We start from the raw sequence: 21,214 nt of genomic DNA, 5'->3' as shown, positions 1-21,214 counted from the left end.
CATGTATGAAGCGGCGTCATGCTGGGCAGCATAGGCCAACTGTGGGGGAGTATGAACACTTATCCCGTGGCGAGGGAGCTTGCTCCCTCGCCACGGGTTTTGTGTCAGGTTCAGCTGTTGTTGTGATCGACCTTGATGGTCGGGTCACTGCCGGCGATCAACGAGTTCAGGTTCACGTTCGACCAGTTGTTGCCTTCGAGCTTGATCGTCACGTCCGGCGCCGCTGCGGCACCGTTGGCCCCATTGAACTGGCCAGAGGTACTGACCTGCAGCGACGACACGCCATCGACCGTGCTGATCTTCAGGAAGTGGTCGATGGTGCTGCCGGTTTCGCCCTGCAACAGATCCCGCAGGTCGATCCGGTCGCCTTCGCCGGCGTTGAAGTTCTTGATCACGTCGGTGCCGGTGTCGCCGGACTTCCAGACAAAGGTATCGCCCCCCAGGCCGCCGATCAGGGTGTCATTGCCCTGGCCGCCGATCAGCGTGTCGTTACCTGTGCCACCCAGCAGGATGTCATTGCCCTTGCCACCGTTGAGCGTGTCGTTGCCGCCCTGGCCGAAAATGATGTCGTTGCCGGCGCCGCCCAGCAGGGTGTCGTTGCCATCGTGGGCACCGGACACATCGAACGCGGTGTAGTGTTCGGTGATGTACTGGTGCACGTTGCTGGTGGTGACCTTGCTGACGTCCACGCCGTTCTGCTGGGCGACGAAAGCCTGGATGGCCTGGTAGCCCTCGCCGGCGATGCCGTTGAAGCTCACCAGGTCGCCGAACAGGATGTCATTGCCGTCGCCACCGTTGACCGTATCGGCGCCCGGCAGGGTCGCTTCGGTGTGGCCGATGATCGAGTTGGCCAGGTTGTTCGGGTCGATGTTGGTCTGTGGTGTCGAGTCCGAATCGTAGGGCTTGAGGTCGTTCAGGGTCACATCACTGTTCAGGCCAATGGCTTCCACGCTGCTCAAGCCTTTGAGCAGCGTGAAGCTGTCGGTCGAGCCCGCTGCTGAATCGACATAGTTCCAGTATTCGCCATAGCCGGTGCCGCCCTGGTTCGACAGTTCAAAGGTGCCATTGCCCTCGGCATGCACCGTGCCCACATAACTGTCGGTCCATTTCTTGCCGCTTTTGGTCGACAGGTACATCTCGCCGTTTTCGTAGATGGTGTACTTGTGCGTGCTGTCGATCGTCTGGGTGTAGTACTTGCCGACGCTGTAATTGGCTGCGCTCAAGACATCATCGAGCTTGACGGTGCCGTAAAGCGTCGGATTGGTCTGTTCGCCGGTCTGGTAGTAAGTCGGCTTGCCGTCGGTAATGAAATACGTCAGGTTCTTCGCCCCGGTATTGTTCAGGGCATCGGTGCTCTTGAAGAAGTTCGCCGTGGTCTTGAACACGTCTTCATAGTTGGTACCGCCGCCGGACACCATCGAGTCGAGTACGCCCTTGAGCAGGGTCAAGGCGTTCGGGTCGTTGAGGTTGACCGAGACCGTGTTGTTCACCTGGCTGTCGAAGTCCGCCAGGAAGATGTTCACCGTCCCGGAGTTGCTGCCCAAGCTTTGCTTGAGGGTGTTGAACACCGAGGTCAGCGAGGCTTTGGCCGCTGCGATGGACGAGTCGCTCATGCTGCCAGAGCTGTCGACCATGAAGGCGATGTTGTAGTTGACCCCCGGCACCACGGTCAGCCCGCCGATGTCGGCGACCACGATGTCGTTGCTGTCGGTGCCGGTGACGTTGTCGCTGCCAGACGTGGCGGTGACCGCGTTGTAGGTCGCCGGGTAGACGGTAACCGGGATCTGCGCCGTGCTGACCGCCGAGCCGCCGAGGGCTTCGGTAGAGGTCGACGTCACGGTCAGGTTGAACTGGCCGTTGTAGTAGGTCGGTGGCGTCAGGGTCAGGCTGCCCAGGTTCCAGCCGGTGACCGAGGCCTCGCCGTTGCTGCCCACGGTCGCGGTATGGCCCGCGCCGTCGCTCAGCACGCTGCCTTCCGGGATGCCGCCGATCTTCACGCTCAGGCTTTCGGAGCCGTCGGTGTCGGTCAGGGCGGTGGTGATCTTCGACAGGTGCACGCTGGTGCCTTCGGCGCCTTCGTTGAGCTTGAAGCCGTCGTAGTAGCCTTCGCCGTTGCTGCCGTGCAGGTCGGAGACGGTCACGCCAGCGTTCGCCAGGTCGGTCACGCCGGTGTAGAGCGGCACGCCGGCACTGCTCAGGTCCACGGGTGTGCTGCCGTTGACCGACAGGTTCACGTCGTAGCTGCCCGGGCCGGTCTGGTTGTGGTGGTAGATGTCCAGAGTGTAGTAGCCGCTGGTGGTCGGCGTGAACGAACCGTTCAGCTTGCCGCCTGCGCCCCAGGTAATGCCCGCCACATCCTTGCCGCCAATGGTCACCAGCAGGCTGTCATCGCCCGTGCCGCTGAAGGTGTAGGTCTTGCCGGCTTCGAGGAAGATCAGGCCCGAGGTTTTCGACGCGGTGCCCGGGTTGACGTTGCTGTCGGACTGTACGTTGGTCACGTTGGTGCTGCTGTTTGGCGTGCCGGCGGCATCGATCACCGATTTGAGCGTGCCGGACGGCGCGCCGCTGCCATCGGTGCCCAGGCCCGACAGGCCGGTCCAGACTTCCTTGATCAGACCGGTGGAGGTCACGCTGTTGCCAGCCACGTTGAGGCTCGGTGCGTCGGCGACCGGCGTGATATCGATCTTCACGGTGCTGGTATTGCCCAGCGCCTGGCCGTCGGTTGGTTGGAAGCTGATTTGCGCGTAATCGGCCTTTTGATCGCCCACGCCGGTCGGGTTGCCGTTGGCGCCGGATTCGTTGGCATCGGGGGTAAAGCGCAGCTTGCCGGCGTCGATGTCGGCCTTGGTGAACGTCTGGTTGTTGGCCACGTCCTTCCAGGTTGCGCCGTCCAGGTACTGCAGCTTGCCGTCACCCGGCAGCCCGGTGATTTTCACACCCTGGCTGGCGGCGGCGCTGTCCACGTCACTGATACCGAACGTCGACCAGCCGAGCACCAGCGAAGTGTCTTCGGTACCGGTCACCGCGCCACCGGTGGCTACTGGTGCGTCGTTAACCCCGACCACGTTCACGGTAGTGGTCGCGGTGTTCGAGTAGTTGCTGCCGTCGGTCACCGTCACGGTGATGATGCGCGGTACGGTGCTCGGATCTTCGCTGTTGTTGATGAAGCTGATGTTCTTGATCTGCTGCATGTAGTCGGCCAGCGTCGCATTGCCCGACAGCGTCAGCACGACCTTGCCGTCGGTGCTGTTGGCGTTGATGCTGATGCCGTTGACGCTGTTGCCCAGGTTCAGCGCATCGCCAGGCTGACGGTTGGTCAGCACGATGGTGGCGCCGGTCAGCATGGTGCTGTCCGGGTCGGTGATCTTCAGGTCGGTGTCGGCGATGGACACGCCCGGGCCAGTGGTGCCTTCGGTGAAGGTCACCTGGTAATCGGCACCCGTCTTGCCGCTGGAGTTGTTGGCGTCCAGGTCGAGTACCGGCGGCGCATCGTTGTCGATGATCGAGGTGCTGACGCTGCCGTTGGTGCCGCTGACGCCCAGGTGTTCGAAATTGCCCCCGGTGGCCGAGTCGATCTTGACCACGAAGTTTTCGGTGCCTTCGGTGATCTTGTCGTCCAGCGTCGCCACGTTGAAGGTCGCGCTGGTGGCGTTGGCCGGGATCTTCACGGTGTAGACACCGGTGAAGTCCGTGCCGTCGGCGGCGGTGCCGCTGTAGACGATCTTGACGGTCACTTCCGTCTGCGCCGGGTTGGTCAGGCTGACGGTGTACGTTGCGGTCTGGCCTTCGGTGACGGACGTGCTGCCGCTGATGCTGACGGTGGTGTTGTCGACGGTATCGCCCACCGCCGTCGACGCGCCGGTCTTGTCGACAGCGATGGCTTCGAGGTTGCCGCCGGAAGCCGATTTGATCGTTTCGGTGATGGACGGAGCACCGGTGTAGACATCGTTGCCAGCAGCCACATCCAATACGCCCGAGCTTGCGCCGGCGGCGATGGTGATGGTTTTACCGCTGTCCAAGGTAACCGTCACAGGACCGTTCTGTGCGGTGACGGGTTTGCCGTCGGCGCCGGTCAACGTGGCGGTGTAGGTGATGGTGCCGTTTTCGTTCACGGTTGGTGTGGCGGTCAAGGTCACGGTGGTGGTGTCGTTGACATCGCTAACGATGGTGCTGACTGGCGCGGTGTTTGGCGTGATGGCTTCCAGATTGCCACCGGATGCACCTTTGATCGACTCGGTGACGGTGGTCGGGCCTTGATAGACGTCGTTGCCGACGGCTACGTCCAATACACCCGAGCTTGCGCCGGCGGCGATGGTGATCGTTTTGCCGCTTTCCAAAGTCACGGTGACCGGACCGTTCTGCGCGGTGACGGGTTTGCCGTCGGCACCGGTCAGGGTCGCGGTGTAGGTGATCGTGCCGTTTTCGTTCACGGTTGGTGTGGCGGTCAACGTCACGGTAGTGGTGTCGTTGACATCACTCACCACGGTGCTGACAGGCGCGGTGTTTGGCGCGATGGCTTCGAGGTTGCCACCGGAGGCGGAAGCAATCGACTCAGTCACCGTCGTTGGACCTTGGTAAACATCGTTACCCACAGCGACATCGAGCACGCCGGAGCTTGCGCCGGCTGCGATGGTGATCGTTTTGCCGCTGTCGAGGGTGACGGTGACTGGACCGTTCTGCGCGGTGACGGGCTTGCCATCGGCACCGGTCAGGGTGGCGGTGTAAGTGATGGTGCCGTTTTCATTCACGGTCGGCGTAGCGGTCAACGTCACGGTAGTGGTGTCGTTGACGTCGCTGACCACGGTGCTGACAGGCGCGGTGTTCGGTGCAATGGCTTCCAGGTTGCCACCCGATGCCGAAGCAATCGACTCGGTCACTGTGGTTGGACCTTGGTAGACGTCGTTACCGACGGCTACGTCCAAGACGCCCGAGCTTGCGCCTGCAGCGATGGTGATCGTTTTGCCGCTGTCGAGGGTGACGGTGACCGGACCATTTTGCGCGGTGACAGGTTTACCGTCAGCACCGGTCAGGGTGGCGGTGTAAGTGATGGTGCCGTTTTCGTTCACGGTCGGTGTAGCGGTCAACGTCACGGTAGTGGTGTCGTTGACGTCGCTGACCACGGTGCTGACAGGCGCGGTGTTCGGTGCAATGGCTTCCAGGTTGCCACCCGATGCCGAAGCAATCGACTCGGTCACTGTGGTTGGACCTTGGTAGACGTCGTTACCGACGGCTACGTCCAAGACGCCCGAGCTTGCGCCTGCAGCGATGGTGATCGTTTTGCCGCTGTCGAGGGTGACGGTGACCGGACCATTTTGCGCGGTGACAGGTTTACCGTCAGCACCGGTCAGGGTGGCGGTGTAAGTGATGGTGCCGTTTTCGTTCACGGTCGGTGTAGCGGTCAAGGTCACGGTAGTGGTGTCGTTGACATCACTGACGATGGTGCTGACTGGAGCGGTGTTCGGTGCAATGGCTTCCAGGTTACCGCCTGTGGCGGTACTGATGCTTTCGGTGACGGTAGTCGGGCCTTGGTAGACGTCGTTGCCGACGGCTACATCCAACACGCCCGAGCTTGCGCCGGCAGCGATGGTGATGGTTTTGCCGCTTTCCAACGTCACAGTGACCGGACCGTTTTGCGCAGTGACGGGCTTGCCGTCAGCACCGGTCAGCGTGGCGGTGTAGGTGATGGTGCCGTTTTCGTTCACGGTAGGTGTAGCGGTCAAGGTCACGGTAGTGGTGTCGTTGACATCACTGACGACGGTGCTGACTGGCGCGGTATTTGGCGCGATGGCTTCCAGGTTACCGCCCGTGGCGGTACTGATGCTTTCGGTGACGGTGGTTGGGCCCTGGTAGACGTCGTTGCCAACGGCTACATCCAGCACGCCCGAGCTTGCGCCGGCAGCGATGGTGATGGTTTTGCCGCTTTCCAAGGTCACAGTGACCGGACCGTTCTGCGCGGTGACGGGCTTGCCATCGGCACCGGTCAGCGTGGCGGTGTAGGTAATCGTGCCGTTTTCGTTCACGGTCGGCGTAGCGGTCAACGTTACCGTAGTGGTGTCATTGACGTCGCTGACCACGGTGCTGACTGGCGCGGTATTTGGCGCGATGGCTTCCAGGTTACCGCCCGTGGCGGTACTGATGCTTTCGGTGACGGTAGTCGGGCCTTGATAAACATCGTTGCCTACCGCTACGTCCAACACACCCGAGCTTGCGCCGGCAGCGATGGTGATGGTCTTGCCGCTTTCCAAGGTCACGGTGACCGGACCGTTCTGCGCGGTGACGGGTTTGCCGTCGGCACCGGTCAGGGTCGCGGTGTAGGTGATCGTGCCGTTTTCGTTCACGGTTGGTGTGGCGGTCAACGTCACGGTAGTGGTGTCGTTGACATCACTCACCACGGTGCTGACAGGCGAGGTGTTCGGAGCGATGGCTTCGAGGTTGCCGCCGGATGCGGAAGCAATCGACTCGGTCACGGTGGTTGGGCCCTGGTACACGTCGTTGCCCACAGCGACATCGAGCACGCCTGAGCTTGCGCCGGCGGCGATGGTGATGGTTTTGCCGCTGTCGAGGGTGACGGTGACCGGACCGTTCTGCGCGGTGATGGGTTTGCCGTCGGCACCGGTCAGGGTCGCGGTGTAGGTGATCGTGCCGTTTTCGTTCACGGTTGGTGTGGCGGTCAAGGTCACGGTGGTGGTGTCGTTGACATCGCTGACGATGGTGCTGACTGGAGTCGTGTTTGGTGCAATGGCTTCCAGGTTGCCGCCGGATGCGGAAGCAATCGATTCAGTTACCGTCGTTGGACCTTGGTAAACATCGTTACCCACAGCGACATCGAGCACGCCGGAGCTCGCGCCTGCGGCGATGGTGATGGTTTTGCCACTGTCGAGGGTGACGGTGACCGGGCCGTTTTGCGCGGTGACAGGTTTACCGTCAGCACCGGTCAGGGTCGCGGTGTAGGTGATGGTGCCGTTTTCGTTCACGGTTGGTGTGGCGGTCAACGTCACGGTGGTGGTGTCGTTGACATCACTCACCACGGTGCTGACAGGCGCGGTGTTTGGCGCGATGGCTTCGAGGTTGCCACCGGAGGCGGAAGCAATCGACTCAGTCACCGTCGTTGGACCTTGGTAAACATCGTTGCCCACAGCGACATCGAGCACGCCCGAGCTCGCGCCTGCGGCGATGGTGATGGTTTTGCCACTGTCGAGGGTGACGGTGACCGGGCCGTTTTGCGCGGTGACAGGTTTACCGTCAGCACCGGTCAGGGTGGCGGTGTAAGTGATGGTGCCGTTTTCGTTCACGGTCGGCGTAGCGGTCAACGTCACGGTGGTGGTGTCGTTGACATCGCTGACCACGGTGTTGACTGGAGCGGTGTTCGGCGCGATGGCTTCGAGGTTGCCACCGGATGCATCTTTGATCGACTCGGTGACGGTGGTCGGGCCTTGATAGACGTCGTTGCCGACGGCTACGTCCAATACGCCCGAGCTGGCACCTGCGGCGATGGTGATCGTTTTACCGCTTTCCAACGTCACGGTGACCGGACCGTTTTGTGCGGTGACGGGTTTGCCGTCGGCACCGGTCAGGGTGGCGGTGTAAGTGATGGTGCCGTTTTCATTCACGGTTGGTGTGGCGGTCAAGGTCACGGTGGTGGTGTCGTTGACATCGCTGACGATGGTGCTGACTGGAGTCGTGTTTGGTGCAATGGCTTCCAGGTTGCCGCCGGATGCGGAAGCAATCGATTCAGTTACCGTCGTTGGACCTTGGTAAACATCGTTACCCACAGCGACATCGAGCACGCCGGAGCTTGCGCCTGCAGCGATGGTGATCGTTTTGCCACTGTCGAGGGTGACGGTGACCGGGCCGTTTTGCGCGGTGACAGGTTTACCGTCAGCACCGGTCAGGGTGGCGGTGTAAGTGATGGTGCCGTTTTCATTCACAGTCGGTGTGGCGGTCAACGTCACGGTAGTGGTGTCGTTGACGTCGCTGACCACGGTGCTGACAGGCGCGGTGTTCGGTGCAATGGCTTCCAGGTTGCCACCCGATGCCGAAGCAATCGACTCAGTCACCGTCGTTGGACCTTGGTAAACATCGTTACCCACAGCGACATCGAGCACGCCGGAGCTTGCGCCTGCAGCGATGGTGATCGTTTTGCCACTGTCGAGGGTGACGGTGACCGGGCCGTTTTGCGCGGTGACGGGTTTACCGTCAGCACCGGTCAGGGTCGCGGTGTAAGTGATGGTGCCGTTTTCATTCACGGTTGGTGTGGCGGTCAAGGTCACGGTGGTGGTGTCGTTGACGTCGCTGACCACAGTGCTGACTGGCGCGGTGTTCGGTGCAATAGCTTCGAGGTTGCCGCCGGATGCGGAGGCAATCGACTCGGTCACGGTGGTTGGGCCCTGGTACACGTCGTTGTCCACAGCGACATCGAGCACGCCTGAGCTTGCGCCAGCAGCGATGGTGATGGTCTTGCCGCTGTCGAGAGTAACGGTCACCGGACCGTTTTGCGCGGTGACAGGTTTGCCGTCGGCGCCGGTCAAGGTGGCGGTGTAGGTGATCGTGCCGTTTTCGTTCACGGTTGGTGTGGCGGTCAAGGTCACCGTGGTGGTGTCGTTGACATCGCTAACGATGGTGCTGACCGGAGCGGTGTTCGGTGCGATGGCTTCCAGGTTGCCACCGGAGGCGGAAGCAATCGACTCAGTCACCGTCGTTGGACCTTGGTAAACATCGTTACCCACAGCGACATCGAGCACGCCGGAGCTTGCGCCGGCTGCGATGGTGATCGTTTTGCCGCTGTCGAGGGTGACGGTGACTGGACCGTTCTGCGCGGTGACGGGCTTGCCATCGGCACCGGTCAGGGTGGCGGTGTAAGTGATGGTGCCGTTTTCATTCACGGTCGGCGTAGCAGTCAAGGTCACGGTAGTGGTGTCGTTGACGTCGCTGACGATGGTGCTGACAGGCGCGGTGTTCGGTGCGATGGCTTCCAAGTTGCCGCCCGTGGCGGTACTGATGCTTTCGGTGACGGTAGTCGGGCCTTGGTAAACGTCATTGCCAACCGCTACGTCCAACACTCCCGAGCTGGCACCAGCGGCGATGGTAATGGTCTTGCCGCTGTCGAGCGTGACGGTCACAGGACCGTTTTGCGCGGTGACGGGTTTGCCGTCAGCGCCGGTCAGTGTGGCGGTGTAAGTGATGGTGCCGTTTTCGTTCACGGTCGGTGTGGCGGTCAACGTTACCGTGGTGGTGTCATTAACATCGCTGACCACAGTGCTGACTGGAGCGGTGTTCGGTGCGATGGCTTCCAGATTACCGCCTGTGGCGGTACTGATGCTTTCGGTGACGGTAGTCGGGCCTTGGTAGACGTCGTTGCCGACGGCTACGTCCAAGACGCCCGAGCTTGCGCCGGCAGCGATGGTAATGGTCTTGCCGCTGTCGAGCGTGACGGTCACAGGACCGTTCTGCGCGGTGACCGGTTTACCGTCAGCACCGGTCAATGTGGCGGTGTAAGTGATGGTGCCGTTTTCGTTCACGGTTGGTGTGGCAGTCAAGGTCACCGTGGTGGTGTCGTTGACATCGCTGACGATGGTGCTGACTGGAGCCGTGTTCGGTGCAATGGCTTCCAGGTTGCCACCCGATGCCGAAGCAATCGACTCAGTAACCGTCGTTGGACCTTGGTAGACGTCGTTGCCGACGGCCACGTCCAAGACGCCCGAGCTTGCGCCTGCCGCGATGGTGATGGTTTTGCCGCTGTCCAGCGTCACGGTCACCGGACCGTTTTGCGCGGTGACGGGTTTGCCGTCGGCGCCGGTCAATGTGGCGGTGTAAGTGATGGTGCCGTTTTCGTTCACGGTTGGTGTGGCGGTCAAGGTCACCGTGGTGGTGTCGTTGACGTCGCTGACGATGGTGCTGACAGGCGCGGTGTTCGGTGCGATTGCTTCGAGGTTGCCGCCCGATGCCGAGGCAATCGATTCAGTAACTGTCGTCGGACCTTGGTAGACGTCGTTGCCGACGGCAACGTCCAATACGCCCGAGCTTGCGCCGGCCGCGATGGTGATGGTTTTGCCGCTGTCCAGCGTCACGGTCACCGGACCGTTTTGCGCGGTGACGGGTTTGCCGTCGGCGCCGGTCAATGTGGCGGTGTAAGTGATGGTGCCGTTTTCGTTCACGGTTGGTGTGGCGGTCAACGTCACGGTGGTGGTGTCGTTGACATCGCTGACGATGGTGCTGACTGGAGTCGTGTTTGGTGCAATGGCTTCCAGGTTGCCGCCGGATGCGGAAGCAATCGATTCAGTTACCGTCGTCGGACCTTGGTAAACATCGTTGCCTACAGCGACATCAAGCACGCCCGAGCTTGCGCCGGCGGCGATGGTGATCGTTTTGCCGCTTTCCAAAGTCACGGTGACCGGACCGTTTTGTGCGGTGACGGGTTTGCCGTCGGCACCGGTCAGGGTGGCGGTGTAAGTGATGGTGCCGTTTTCGTTCACGGTCGGCGTAGCGGTCAACGTTACCATGGTGGTGTCATTGACGTCGCTGACGATGGTGCTGACTGGAGCGGTGTTCGGAGCGATGGCCTCAAGGTTGCCACCGGATGCATCTTTGATCGACTCGGTGACGGTGGTCGGACCTTGGTAGACGTCGTTGCCGACGGCTACGTCCAAGACGCCCGAGCTTGCGCCGGCAGGGATGGTGATGGTTTTGCCGCTGTCGAGCGTCACGGTCACAGGACCGTTCTGCGCAGTGACCGGTTTGCCATCGGCGCCGGTCAGGGTGGCGGTGTAAGTGATGGTGCCGTTTTCGTTCACGGTCGGCGTAGCGGTCAACGTTACCGTGGTGGTGTCATTGACGTCGCTGACGATGGTGCTGACTGGAGCGGTGTTCGGAGCGATGGCCTCAAGGTTGCCACCGGATGCATCTTTGATCGACTCGGTGACGGTGGTCGGACCTTGGTAGACGTCGTTGCCGACGGCTACGTCCAAGACGCCCGAGCTTGCGCCGGCAGCGATGGTGATGGTTTTGCCGCTGTCGAGCGTCACGGTCACAGGACCGTTCTGCGCAGTGACCGGTTTGCCATCGGCGCCGGTCAGGGTGGCGGTGTAAGTGATGGTGCCGTTTTCATTCACGGTCGGCGTAGCAGTCAACGTCACCGTGGTGGTGTCGTTGACATCGCTGACCACGGTGCTGACTGGAGCGGTATTTGGAGCAATGGCTTCGAGGTTGCCGCCCGATGCGGAGGCAATCGATTCAGTCACCGTCGTTGGACCTTGGTAAACATCGTTACCCACAGCAACATCGAGCACGCCGGAGCTTGCGCCCGCAGCGATGGTGATGGTCTTGCCGCTTTCCAACGTCACGGTGACCGGGCCGTTTTGCGCGGTGACGGGTTTGCCGTCGGCGCCGGTCAGGGTGGCGGTGTAGGTGATCGTGCCGTTTTCGTTCACGGTTGGTGTCGCGGTCAAGGTCACCGTGGTGGTGTCGTTGACGTCGCTGACGATGGTGCTGACAGGCGCGGTGTTCGGTGCAATGGCTTCCAGGTTGCCGCCCGTGGCGGAGGCAATCGATTCAGTCACCGTCGTTGGGCCCTGGTACACGTCATTGCCGACGGCTACGTCCAATACGCCCGAGCTTGCGCCAGCGGCGATGGTGATCGTTTTGCCGCTTTCCAACGTCACGGTCACAGGACCGTTCTGCGCAGTGACCGGTTTACCGTCAGCACCGGTCAGGGTGGCGGTGTAGGTGATGGTGCCGTTTTCGTTTACGGTCGGCGTAGCGGTCAACGTGACGGTAGTAGCGTCTATCGAATCGGTGATCGTAGTGACCGCAGGCGCAGTGCTCGGCACCAGATTCTCAAAGTTGCCACCTGTCGCACCGGTGATGGTGGTGCTGACAGTGCTGCCGTTGTTGTAGACGTCGTTGGCCGGGGTGTCCACGGCAACGGTGCCGGTAGTAGCACCGGCGGCGATATTGATCACCGCGCCATTGCTCAAGGTCACGGTCACTGGGGTTTGAGCGGCATTGGTCAAGGTGGCGGTGTAGGTAATCTGGCCGCCCTCGGTGATGGTGTTGCTGGCCGTCAGGGTCAGGCCAGTGGTATCGACCGAATCGGTAATGGTGGTAACCGCAGGCGTGGTGCTCGGCACCAGGCTCTCGAAGTTGCCACCGGTCGCGCCAGTAATCGTGGTGCTGACAGTGCTGCCGTTGTTGTAGACGTCGTTGGCTGGTGTCTCGACGTTGACGGTGCCGGTGGTTTGGCCCGCAGCGATGGTGATGACCGAGCCATTGCTCAAGGTCACGGTCACTGGGGTTTGAGCGGCATTGGTCAAGGTGGCGGTGTAGGTAATCTGGCCGCCTTCGGTGATGGTGTTGCTGGCCGTCAAGGTCAGACCAGTGGTGTTCACCGAATCGGTAATCGTAGTCACCGCTGGTGCGGTGCTCGGTACCAGGTTCTCGAAGTTGCCACCCGTCGCACCGGTAATCGTGGTGCTGACAGTGCTGCCGTTGTTGTAGACGTCATTGGCCGGTGTATCGACGTTGACGGTGCCGGTGGTTTGGCCCGCAGCGATGGTGATGACTGAGCCATTGCTCAAGGTCACGGTCACTGGGGTTTGAGCGGCATTGGTCAAGGTGGCGGTGTAGGTAATCTGGCCGCCTTCGGTGATGGTGTTGCTGGCCGTCAGGGTCAGGCCAGTGGTATCGACCGAATCGGTAATGGTGGTAACCGCAGGCGTGGTGCTCGGCACCAGGCTCTCGAAGTTGCCACCGGTCGCGCCAGTAATCGTGGTGCTGACAGTGCTGCCGTTGTTGTAGACGTCGTTGGCTGGTGTCTCGACGTTGACGGTGCCGGTGGTTTGGCCCGCAGCGATGGTGATGACCGAGCCATTGCTCAAGGTCACTGTCACTGGGGTTTGAGCGGCATTGGTCAGGGTTGCGGTGTAGGTGATCGAACCGCCTTCAGTGATGGTGTTGCTGGCGGACAGGGTCAGGCCAGTGGTGTCCACCGAATCGGTAATGGTGGTAACCGCAGGCGTGGTGCTCGGCACCAGGTTCTCGAAGTTGCCACCCGTCGCACCGGTAATCGTGGCGCTGACAGTGCTGCCGTTGTTGTAGACGTCGTTGGCCGGGGTCTCTACGGCAACGGTGCCAGTGGTAGCACCGGCTGCGATGTTGATCACCGCGCCGTTGCTCAAGGTCACGGTCACTGGCGTCTGGGCCGGATTGGTCAACGTCGCGGTGTAAACAATCGAACCGCCTTCGGTGATGGTGTTGCTGGCCGTCAAGGTCAGGCCAGTGGTATCCGCCGAATCGGTGATCGTGGTCACCGCAGGCGCAGTGCTCGGAACCAGGTTCTCGAAGTTACCGCCGGTCGCGCCAGTAATCGTGGTGCTGACAGTGCTGCCGTTGTTATAGACGTCATTGGCTGGCGTCTCGACGTTAACGGTGCCGGTCGTCTGGCCAGCAGCGATGGTAATGACCGAGCCATTGCTCAAGGTCACGGTCACTGGCGTCTGGGCTGGGTTGGTCAGGGTCGCGGTATAGGTGATCTGACCGCCTTCGGTAACGGTGTTGCTGGCCGAGAGGCTCAGGCCAGTGGTATCGACCGAATCGGTAATGGTGGTAACCGCAGGCGTGGTGCTCGGCACCAGGTTCTCGAAGTTGCCACCCGTCGCACCGGTAATCGTGGCGCTGACAGTGCTGCCGTTGTTGTAGACGTCATTGGCCGGTGTATCGACGTTGACGGTACCTGTGGTCTGGCCCGCAGCGATGGTGATGACCGAGCCATTGCTCAAGGTCACGGTCACTGGCGTCTGGGCCGGATTGGTCAGGGTCGCGGTGTAGGTGATCTGACCGCCTTCGTTGACGGTATTGCCCGCGCTCAGGGTGATGGTGGTGGTGTCGACGGTGTCGGTGATCTGGGTCACGGCCGGCGTGGTGGGCACGGTCACGGCGATGCCGGTGCCGCCGGTGGTGCCAGTGACGGTCACGCTGATTTGAGTGGCGTCGTTATAGACGGTGTCGTTCGGCGCCAGCGGTACGTTGACGCTGCCGGTAGTTTGTCCGGCAGCAATGACGATCACCGAGCCGTTGGACAGGGTCACTGTCAGGTCGGTCTGAGGCGCCTGGGTGACTGTCGCGGTGTACACCAGCACGCCGCCGGCTTCGGTCAGGGTCGGTGTGGCGCTCAGGGTCATCGTCGCGTTGAGCACGGCGTTGGTGGTCGTATCCGTGGTATCGCCACCCAGGATGTTGTTATCGGTGGCGGCAGCCGCAGCGAGACCTTCCGTTGGGAAACCGACGGTAGGGTCGACGCTGCCGGCGGTGGCATCCAGCACCACAAAACTGTGGCCGCCACCGGCGGCACCACCCGTACCCGCGGCAGTGGCGCCGGCAGCGGTGGCTTCCAGGGCTGTCGTCGGGTCGACGCCCGCGGCGATGGCTTGTTGCAGCTCTTCTACCGACGGCGCGGCCTGGGCAGTGGCTTGGGCCAGGTCGGTGGACGAGTCCGGAGCACTGGCGCTCCACTGGGTGTCGCGACCCAGGTCCAGGGTGCGGCCATCGGCCAGTTCCAATGTGACGGCGCCGGCAGGGCCGGTGTCCAACTGGTCGCCTACGTTCAGGCGATCACCTTCAATGAGTACGCGCCGGATGCCCTCTGGGGATACGACGAAAACCTGACCAACAATGCTTTTGACGACGGCAATAACACTGCTCATTGAAGACTTCTCCGGGTGCCACGCTCAGTAGACTTCCATGGACCCGGCAGCCTGTGGGCAGCAGCGGTCTGGACGTTCATGTTCACAAAGTAAGGTTATTTGACGCTTCTTTTGTCAATATTTTGGCTGTGCTTTTTTCGATTATTTAGTTTGTGCCAAACTATTGACCTTCTGTCGGCCATCCTAAACAATCGCTTCAGTAATGTCACATTGATATTTAAGCGGCGACCTGTCCTTTCGGTGCTTGATCCAGTTCTTGTTTCGAACTTTCCGACATACGGTCATTCCGGTTGCCATCATCCGATGCAGCGCCACGTTTCGCTGTGATTCAAGACAAGAGTTTCAGGAAAAAACCACCATGCGTCCGCACTTGTTCATGGCTTTACCCTTCGCCCTCGCCGCCAGCTTCGTACAAGCACAAACCTTGCCGCAGGCCATGCAACAGGCGCTGGATGTCCATCCTGAAATCCAGGCCGGTGTGAACAGTCGTCTCGCGGCGGATTACCAACTCAAGGCGGCCAAGGGCGGCTACCTGCCTAGAGTGGACCTTGCAGCCGGGTATGGCCGTGAAGGCACTGACAGCGTCACCACTCGGTCAGGCGGCAACAACCATTGGGAAACCCTGAACCGCAGCGAGTCGAGCCTGCGCCTGTCACAAATGGTTTTTGACGGTTTTGCGACGTCCAGCGAAGTGGGGCGTCAACAAGCCACCGTCAATGCCCGTGCCTACTCGTTGCTGGACGCTTCCGAACGCACCGGTCTGACGGTGGCCCAGGTTTACCTGGATGTGCTGACCCGTCGTGAGTTCGTGCGCCTGGCCGAGGAAAACCTCAAGAGCCACGAACGTATCTTCGACCAGATCAAGCTGCGCACCTCCCGCGGCGTGGGCAGCGGCGCCGACCTGGACCAGGCCGAAGCGCGCATGGCCCAGGCCCGCAACAACCTGATCACCGAACAGACCAACCTGGCCGACGCCGAGACCAACTACCTCAGCGCCGTGGGCCAACTGCCCGATCAACTGGAACGTCCCGCCGATTTTCTGGCGCTGTTGCCGGCCAACCTGACCGAAGCCCGCGCCCAGATGCTGGAAAACAGCCCGGTGCTGCGTTCGGCCGAAGCCGACATCGCCGCCGCCGAGCAACAGTACGAAGCCGCCAAGTCGAGCTTCTACCCACGTTTCGACGCCGAGTTGGGTCGCACGGCCGACAACGACCTGGACGGTCAGAACGGCCACAACAACGAGTGGCAGGCCATGCTGCGCATGCGTTTCAACCTGTATGCCGGTGGCAGCAACAAGGCCGACCTGGAATCCAAGTCGTACCTGTCCAACCAGGCCCTGGACATCCGCAACAACGCGCTGCGCCAGTTGAACGAAGAGCTGGGCCTGGCCTGGAACGCCTTGAACAACGCTAACGCCCAGGTGCCGGTCGCCCAGCAATACGTGGATCGCAGCGCCAATGTGCGCACCGCCTACCAGAAGCAGTTCAGCCTCGGCGAGCGGACCCTGCTCGACTTGCTCGACAGCGAAAACGAGCTGTTCAGCGCTTCCCGTCGCCTGGCGGAAATCAAGAATGTGCAGCTGTTCACCCAGTACCGGATCAAGGCAACCATGGGCCAGCTGTTGAAAAGCCAGGGTGTGGTCGCACCGTTGGCATCGGTTGTGCAGAACGACATGAAGCCCAAGGTTCAATTGCCTGGGATGAATTGAGTCCTACCACCCGTTTTAATCAGTCAGAGTGCCGAGCGTGGAATCAGAAGTCAGTCCAGTCGAACTAGTTCATGACCCGCGCACGCTGCACGACGACCCGCTGCTGGACGGTCTCCTGGCGCTCTGCATGCTGCATCAGAAGCCGGCCAGCGCAGCGATGCTCACCACTGGCCTGCCACTGCCCAAGCAACGGCTGAGCGTCGAATTATTGTCGCGCGCGGCGGCCCGTGCCGGCCTGCAAGGCCGGGTGCTGCAACGCAGGCTCGAGCAGATCCCGACCATCGCCATGCCGGCGCTGTTGCTGCTCAAAGACGGCCGCAGCGCCGTGCTGCTGGGCTGGGTCGGTGACGACCAGGCGCGGCTGCTGCTCAGCGAAAGCGACGGCGGTGAGGTGACCGTCAGCCGCGAACTGCTGGCGGACGACTACAGCGGCAAGGTGTTCTTCGCCCAACCGCAGCATAAATTTGACGTCAACCACGGCACGCTCATTCCCCGGGCGCGTTCGTGGTTTCGCGACACCCTCAAACGGTCCCGCTGGCTGTACGCCGATGCCATCGCCGCGAGCCTGCTGATCAACATCATCGCCATGGCCGCGCCACTGTTCGTGATGAACGTCTACGACCGCGTGGTGCCGAACCAGGCCGAATCGACCCTGTGGGTGCTGGCTGTCGGTATCACCGGCGCCTATGTGTTCGACCTGATCCTCAAGATGCTGCGCAGCCTGTGCCTGGACCTGGCGGGCAAGAAAACCGACCTGATCATCTCGGCGACGCTGTTCGAACGCATCGTCGGCATGTCCATGAAGTACCGCCCGGCGCGGGTCGGCAGCTTTGCCCAGAACATCCATGAGTTCCAGAGCCTGCGGGACTTCCTCGCTTCGCTGACCCTCACCAGCCTGATCGACTTGCCGTTCACCCTGCTGATCTTCATGGTCATTGCGATTATCGGTGGGCACCTGGTGTGGATTCCGGTGCTGGCGTTCCCGATTGCCCTGCTGATCGGCTATGCGTTGCAGAAGCCCCTGGTGGCGACCATGGAGCGCACCATGGCCCTGGGCGCCGAGCGCCAGTCCAGCCTGATCGAGACCCTGGCCGGCCTGGACGCGGTGAAGGTCAACAACGCCGAGAGCGAGCGTCAATACCAGTGGGAACAGACCATCGGCACCCTCAGTCGCCTCGAACTGCGGGTGAAGATGCTGTCCGGGCTGGCAATGAACATCACCTTGCTGATCCAGCAATTGGCCGGGGTGATCATGATCGTCTTCGGCGTTTACCTGATCATCGCCGGCAACCTGAGCATGGGCGGGCTGGTTGCCTGCTACATGCTCAGCGGCCGCGCCCTCAGCCCACTGGCGTCGCTGTCGGGCCTGTTGACCCGCTATCAGCAGGCGCGGGTGACCATGACCTCGGTCGACCAGATGATGGAGCTGCCCCAGGAGCGCAATTTCGACGAGCGCCCCCTCAGCCGCAAGGTGTTGCAGGGCGCCATTGAATGCCGTCAGTTGAACTTCACCTACCCGAACCAGCAGAACGCCGCGCTGAAAAACATCAACCTGGTGATCAAGCCCGGCGAGAAAATCGGCATCATCGGTCGCAGCGGTTCGGGCAAAAGCTCCCTCGCCAAATTGCTGGTGGGCCTGTATCAGCCTGACGACGGTGCCTTGCTGGTGGACGGCGTGGACATCCGCCAGATCGACGTCAGCGAGCTGCGCTACAACATTGGCTACGTGCCCCAGGACATCCAGCTGCTGGCCGGCACCCTGCGGGACAACCTGACCTCCGGCGCCCGTTACGTCGAAGACGAACTGGTGCTCCAGGCCGCTGAACTGGCGGGCGTGCACGAATTCGCCCGTCTGCATCCGCAAGGCTATGAACTGCAAGTCGGCGAGCGCGGGCAGAACCTGTCCGGCGGCCAGCGCCAGAACGTCGCCCTGGCCCGCGCGCTGTTGCTCAACCCGCCCATCCTGCTGCTGGACGAACCCACCAGCGCCATGGACAACACCGGTGAAGAACGCTTGAAGCAGCGCCTGGCCGCCGTGGTGGAAAACAAGACCGTGCTGTTGGTGACGCACCGGGCATCCTTGCTGTCGCTGGTGGATCGCCTGCTGGTGATCGACCGTGGACAGATCCTCGCCGATGGCCCGAAAGCCGCTGTCATGGAAGCGCTGAAGAAGGGGCAGATCAGTGTTGCTTAAGCCAGGTTTAAAGGGCGGCGTGGGCCGCTATTTCAAAGGTTCCGACTCGCTGCACGGCCAACCGCTGCCCGAGGTCAACAAAGCCCTGATCGAGGACGCTCCCCGGGTGGTGCGTTTGACGATCTGGGGCATCATCGGCTTCTTTGTATTCCTGATGCTGTGGGCCAACTTCGCCGAGATCGACGAAGTGACCAAGGGCGACGGCAAGGCGATCCCATCGTCCAAGATCCAGAAAATCCAGAACCTGGAAGGCGGCATCGTCGCTGAGCTGTTCGTCAAGGAAGGGCAGATCGTCGACGTCGGCGCGTCGTTGATTCGCCTGGACGACACACGGTTTGTCTCCAACGTCGGCGAAACCGAGGCTGATCGGCTGTCCATGTTGTTGCGGGTCGAGCGCCTGAGCGCCGAAGTCGATGACCGGCCGCTGAACTTCCCGGCCGATGTACTCAAGGCGGTGCCGGGCCAGGCGGCCAGCGAAGAGTCGCTGTACATCAGCCGCCGCCAGCAGTTGCACGATGAAATCGGCGGCTTGCAGGAGCAGTTGATCCAGCGCCAGCAGGAACTGCGCGAGTTCGTGTCCAAGCAGGCGCAGTACCGCTCCGGCCTGGCGCTGCAACGCCAGGAAATCAACATGTCCGAGCCGCTGGTGGCCCAGGGCGCGGTGTCGCCGGTAGAAGTGCTGCGGCTCAAGCGCGCCGAAGTCGAGACCCGTGGGCAACTGGACGCCACGACGCTGGCGATCCCCCGCGCCGAATCGGCGATCAAGGAAGTGCAGCGCAAGATCGACGAGACCCGCGGCAAGTTCCGCAGCGAAGCCCTGACCCAGCTCAACGAAGCCCGCACCGACCTGAACAAGGCCCAGGCCACCGGCAAGGCCCTGGAAGACCGGGTGAGCCGGACCCTGGTGACGTCGCCGGTGCGCGGCATTGTCAATAAATTGCTGGTGAACACCATCGGCGGCGTGATCCAGCCCGGCAGCGACCTGGTGGAAATCGTGCCGCTGGACGACACCATTCTGGTGGAAGCGAAAATCCGTCCCCAGGACATCGCCTTCCTGCACCCCGGCCAGGACGCCACGGTGAAATTCACCGCGTACGACTACACCATCTACGGCGGGATGAAAGCCAAGCTGGAACAGATCGGCGCCGACACCATCACCGATGAAGACAAGAAAACCACCTACTACATCATCAAGCTGCGCACCGAACGCAGCCACCTGGGCACGCCTGAAAAACCCTTGCTGATCATCCCTGGGATGGTGGCGTCGGTGGACATCATCACCGGCAAGAAAACCGTGCTCAGCTACCTGCTCAAACCGATCATCAAGGCCCGGTCCGAGGCGTTGCACGAGCGCTAGTTTTCAAGCCTGTGTCCTCCACAGCCGCCAATCGGTGGCTGGATAGCTTTTGTGGTGCCGAACCCCCTTGTGGGAGCGAGCTTGCTCGCGATGGCACCAGGTCAGACACCTATCTGTCGCTGACACACCGCCATCGCGAGCAAGCTCGCTCCCACAGTTTCTGCCACCTGAGCTAAACGCCATATCGTTATTCATTAACGGTATTTAAATTTCAATTCTTATACCCTTAAAGTCATCCCCCTGCGTACCTGCCGACCAATCGGCACGCCGCACGACATAAACCAACACGGTAACCCCGTGAGTTTTGATCGATTGCGCGCCCATTGAAGCGCGCCGTGCGTGGGAGTGATGTATGCCAGCCGTCTCTTTTTCTCCAGATTCAAATGCCGCGCCCATCGCGCCGCAGTCGTTCGCAATCTTCCCGTTTCGCGATGCCGTCGGTGCCGAGATCGTTGGGCTGGACCTGTCCCGGCCCATCAACGACCAGGATTTCGCCCGCATCCATCGCGCGCACCTGGACTATCACGTCGTGGTGTTCCGCGACCAGCGCATCACCCCCGAACAGCACATCGCCTTCAGCCGCCGTTTTGGCGTGTTGCAAATCCATGTGCTCAAGCAGTTCCTGCTGACCGGGCATCCGGAAATCCTCATCGTTTCCAACATCATCGAAAACGGCCAATCCATCGGCCTGGGCGATGCAGGCAAGTTCTGGCATTCGGACCTTTCCTATAAGGAACTGCCCAGCCTGGGCTCGATGCTCCACGCCCAGGAACTGCCGAGCGAAGGCGGCGACACGCTGTTTGCCGACATGCACAAGGCCTGGGACGGTTTGCCCGAAACGCTGCGTAAAGCGGTCGAGGGCCGTTCGGCGGCGCATTCCTACACCGCGCGTTACAGCGAAACCAAATTCGAAGGCAACTGGCGCCCGACGTTGACGCCGGAGCAACTGGCCCAGGTGGCCGAGGTCGTGCACCCCATCGTCCGCACCCACCCGGAAACCGGGCGCAAGGCATTGTTCGTCAGCGAGGGGTTCACCACCCGCATCGTCGGCCTGCCGGAGGATGAAAGCAAAGCCATCCTGACGGAGTTGTATGCCCACAGCGTGTTGCCTCAAAACATCTATCGCCATCAATGGCAGCCCCATGACTTGGTGTTCTGGGACAACCGCTCGCTGATCCACCTGGCTGCCGGTTGCCCGAGCCATCTGCGCCGCAAGCTGTATCGCACCACCATCCAGGGCGACGCCCCTTTCTGATCGG

The 21,214-nt window shown here is 61.6% G+C and carries 5 protein-coding genes; 4 read left to right on the top strand and 1 reads right to left on the bottom strand.

What is annotated here, in order from left to right; genetic code table 11:
- Positions 1 to 110: 110 nt before the first annotated feature.
- Entirely contained in the window at positions 111 to 14,696 is a 14,586-nt protein-coding gene (locus AO356_RS10585; RefSeq protein WP_060739743.1) for an immunoglobulin-like domain-containing protein, read from the bottom strand.
- A 358-nt stretch (positions 14,697 to 15,054) separates the two neighbouring features.
- Here AO356_RS10585 and AO356_RS10580 point away from each other — a divergent pair, with 358 nt between their 5' ends.
- From AO356_RS10580 to AO356_RS10565, 4 genes are all read left to right on the top strand, one after another.
- Positions 15,055 to 16,404 (top strand): TolC family outer membrane protein, encoded by a 1,350-nt coding sequence (locus AO356_RS10580; protein WP_060739742.1) that lies wholly within the window; start codon positions 15,055 to 15,057, stop codon positions 16,402 to 16,404.
- Between the two features lie 37 nt (positions 16,405 to 16,441).
- The gene (locus AO356_RS10575; RefSeq protein ID WP_060743097.1) at positions 16,442 to 18,598 is read left to right on the top strand and encodes a type I secretion system permease/ATPase; all 2,157 of its coding nucleotides are present in this window, start codon (positions 16,442 to 16,444) and stop codon (positions 18,596 to 18,598) included.
- Positions 18,588 to 19,955, top strand: coding sequence for an HlyD family type I secretion periplasmic adaptor subunit (locus AO356_RS10570; protein ID WP_060739741.1), 1,368 nt, complete (start codon positions 18,588 to 18,590; stop codon positions 19,953 to 19,955). The genes AO356_RS10575 and AO356_RS10570 overlap by 11 nt, the downstream gene beginning before the upstream one ends.
- 352 nt (positions 19,956 to 20,307) lie before the next feature.
- The gene (locus AO356_RS10565; protein WP_060739740.1) at positions 20,308 to 21,210 is read left to right on the top strand and encodes a TauD/TfdA dioxygenase family protein; all 903 of its coding nucleotides are present in this window, start codon (positions 20,308 to 20,310) and stop codon (positions 21,208 to 21,210) included.
- Positions 21,211 to 21,214: the final 4 nt, after the last annotated feature.

The sequence above is a fragment of the Pseudomonas fluorescens genome (genome assembly GCF_001307275.1).
Lineage (GTDB): Bacteria > Pseudomonadota > Gammaproteobacteria > Pseudomonadales > Pseudomonadaceae > Aquipseudomonas > Aquipseudomonas fluorescens_AA.
The sequence above is the reverse complement of the archived record's forward strand: the minus strand, read 5'-3'. Positions and strand labels throughout refer to the sequence as shown.

Bases quoted from the DNA above. Each gene is read 5' to 3' on its own strand.
- AO356_RS10585 (WP_060739743.1), bottom strand. From the start codon at position 14,696: ATGAGCAGTGTTATTGCCGTCGTCAAAAGCATTGTTGGTCAGGTTTTC.
- AO356_RS10580 (WP_060739742.1), top strand. From the start codon at position 15,055: ATGCGTCCGCACTTGTTCATGGCTTTACCCTTCGCCCTCGCCGCCAGC.
- AO356_RS10565 (WP_060739740.1), top strand. From the start codon at position 20,308: ATGCCAGCCGTCTCTTTTTCTCCAGATTCAAATGCCGCGCCCATCGCG.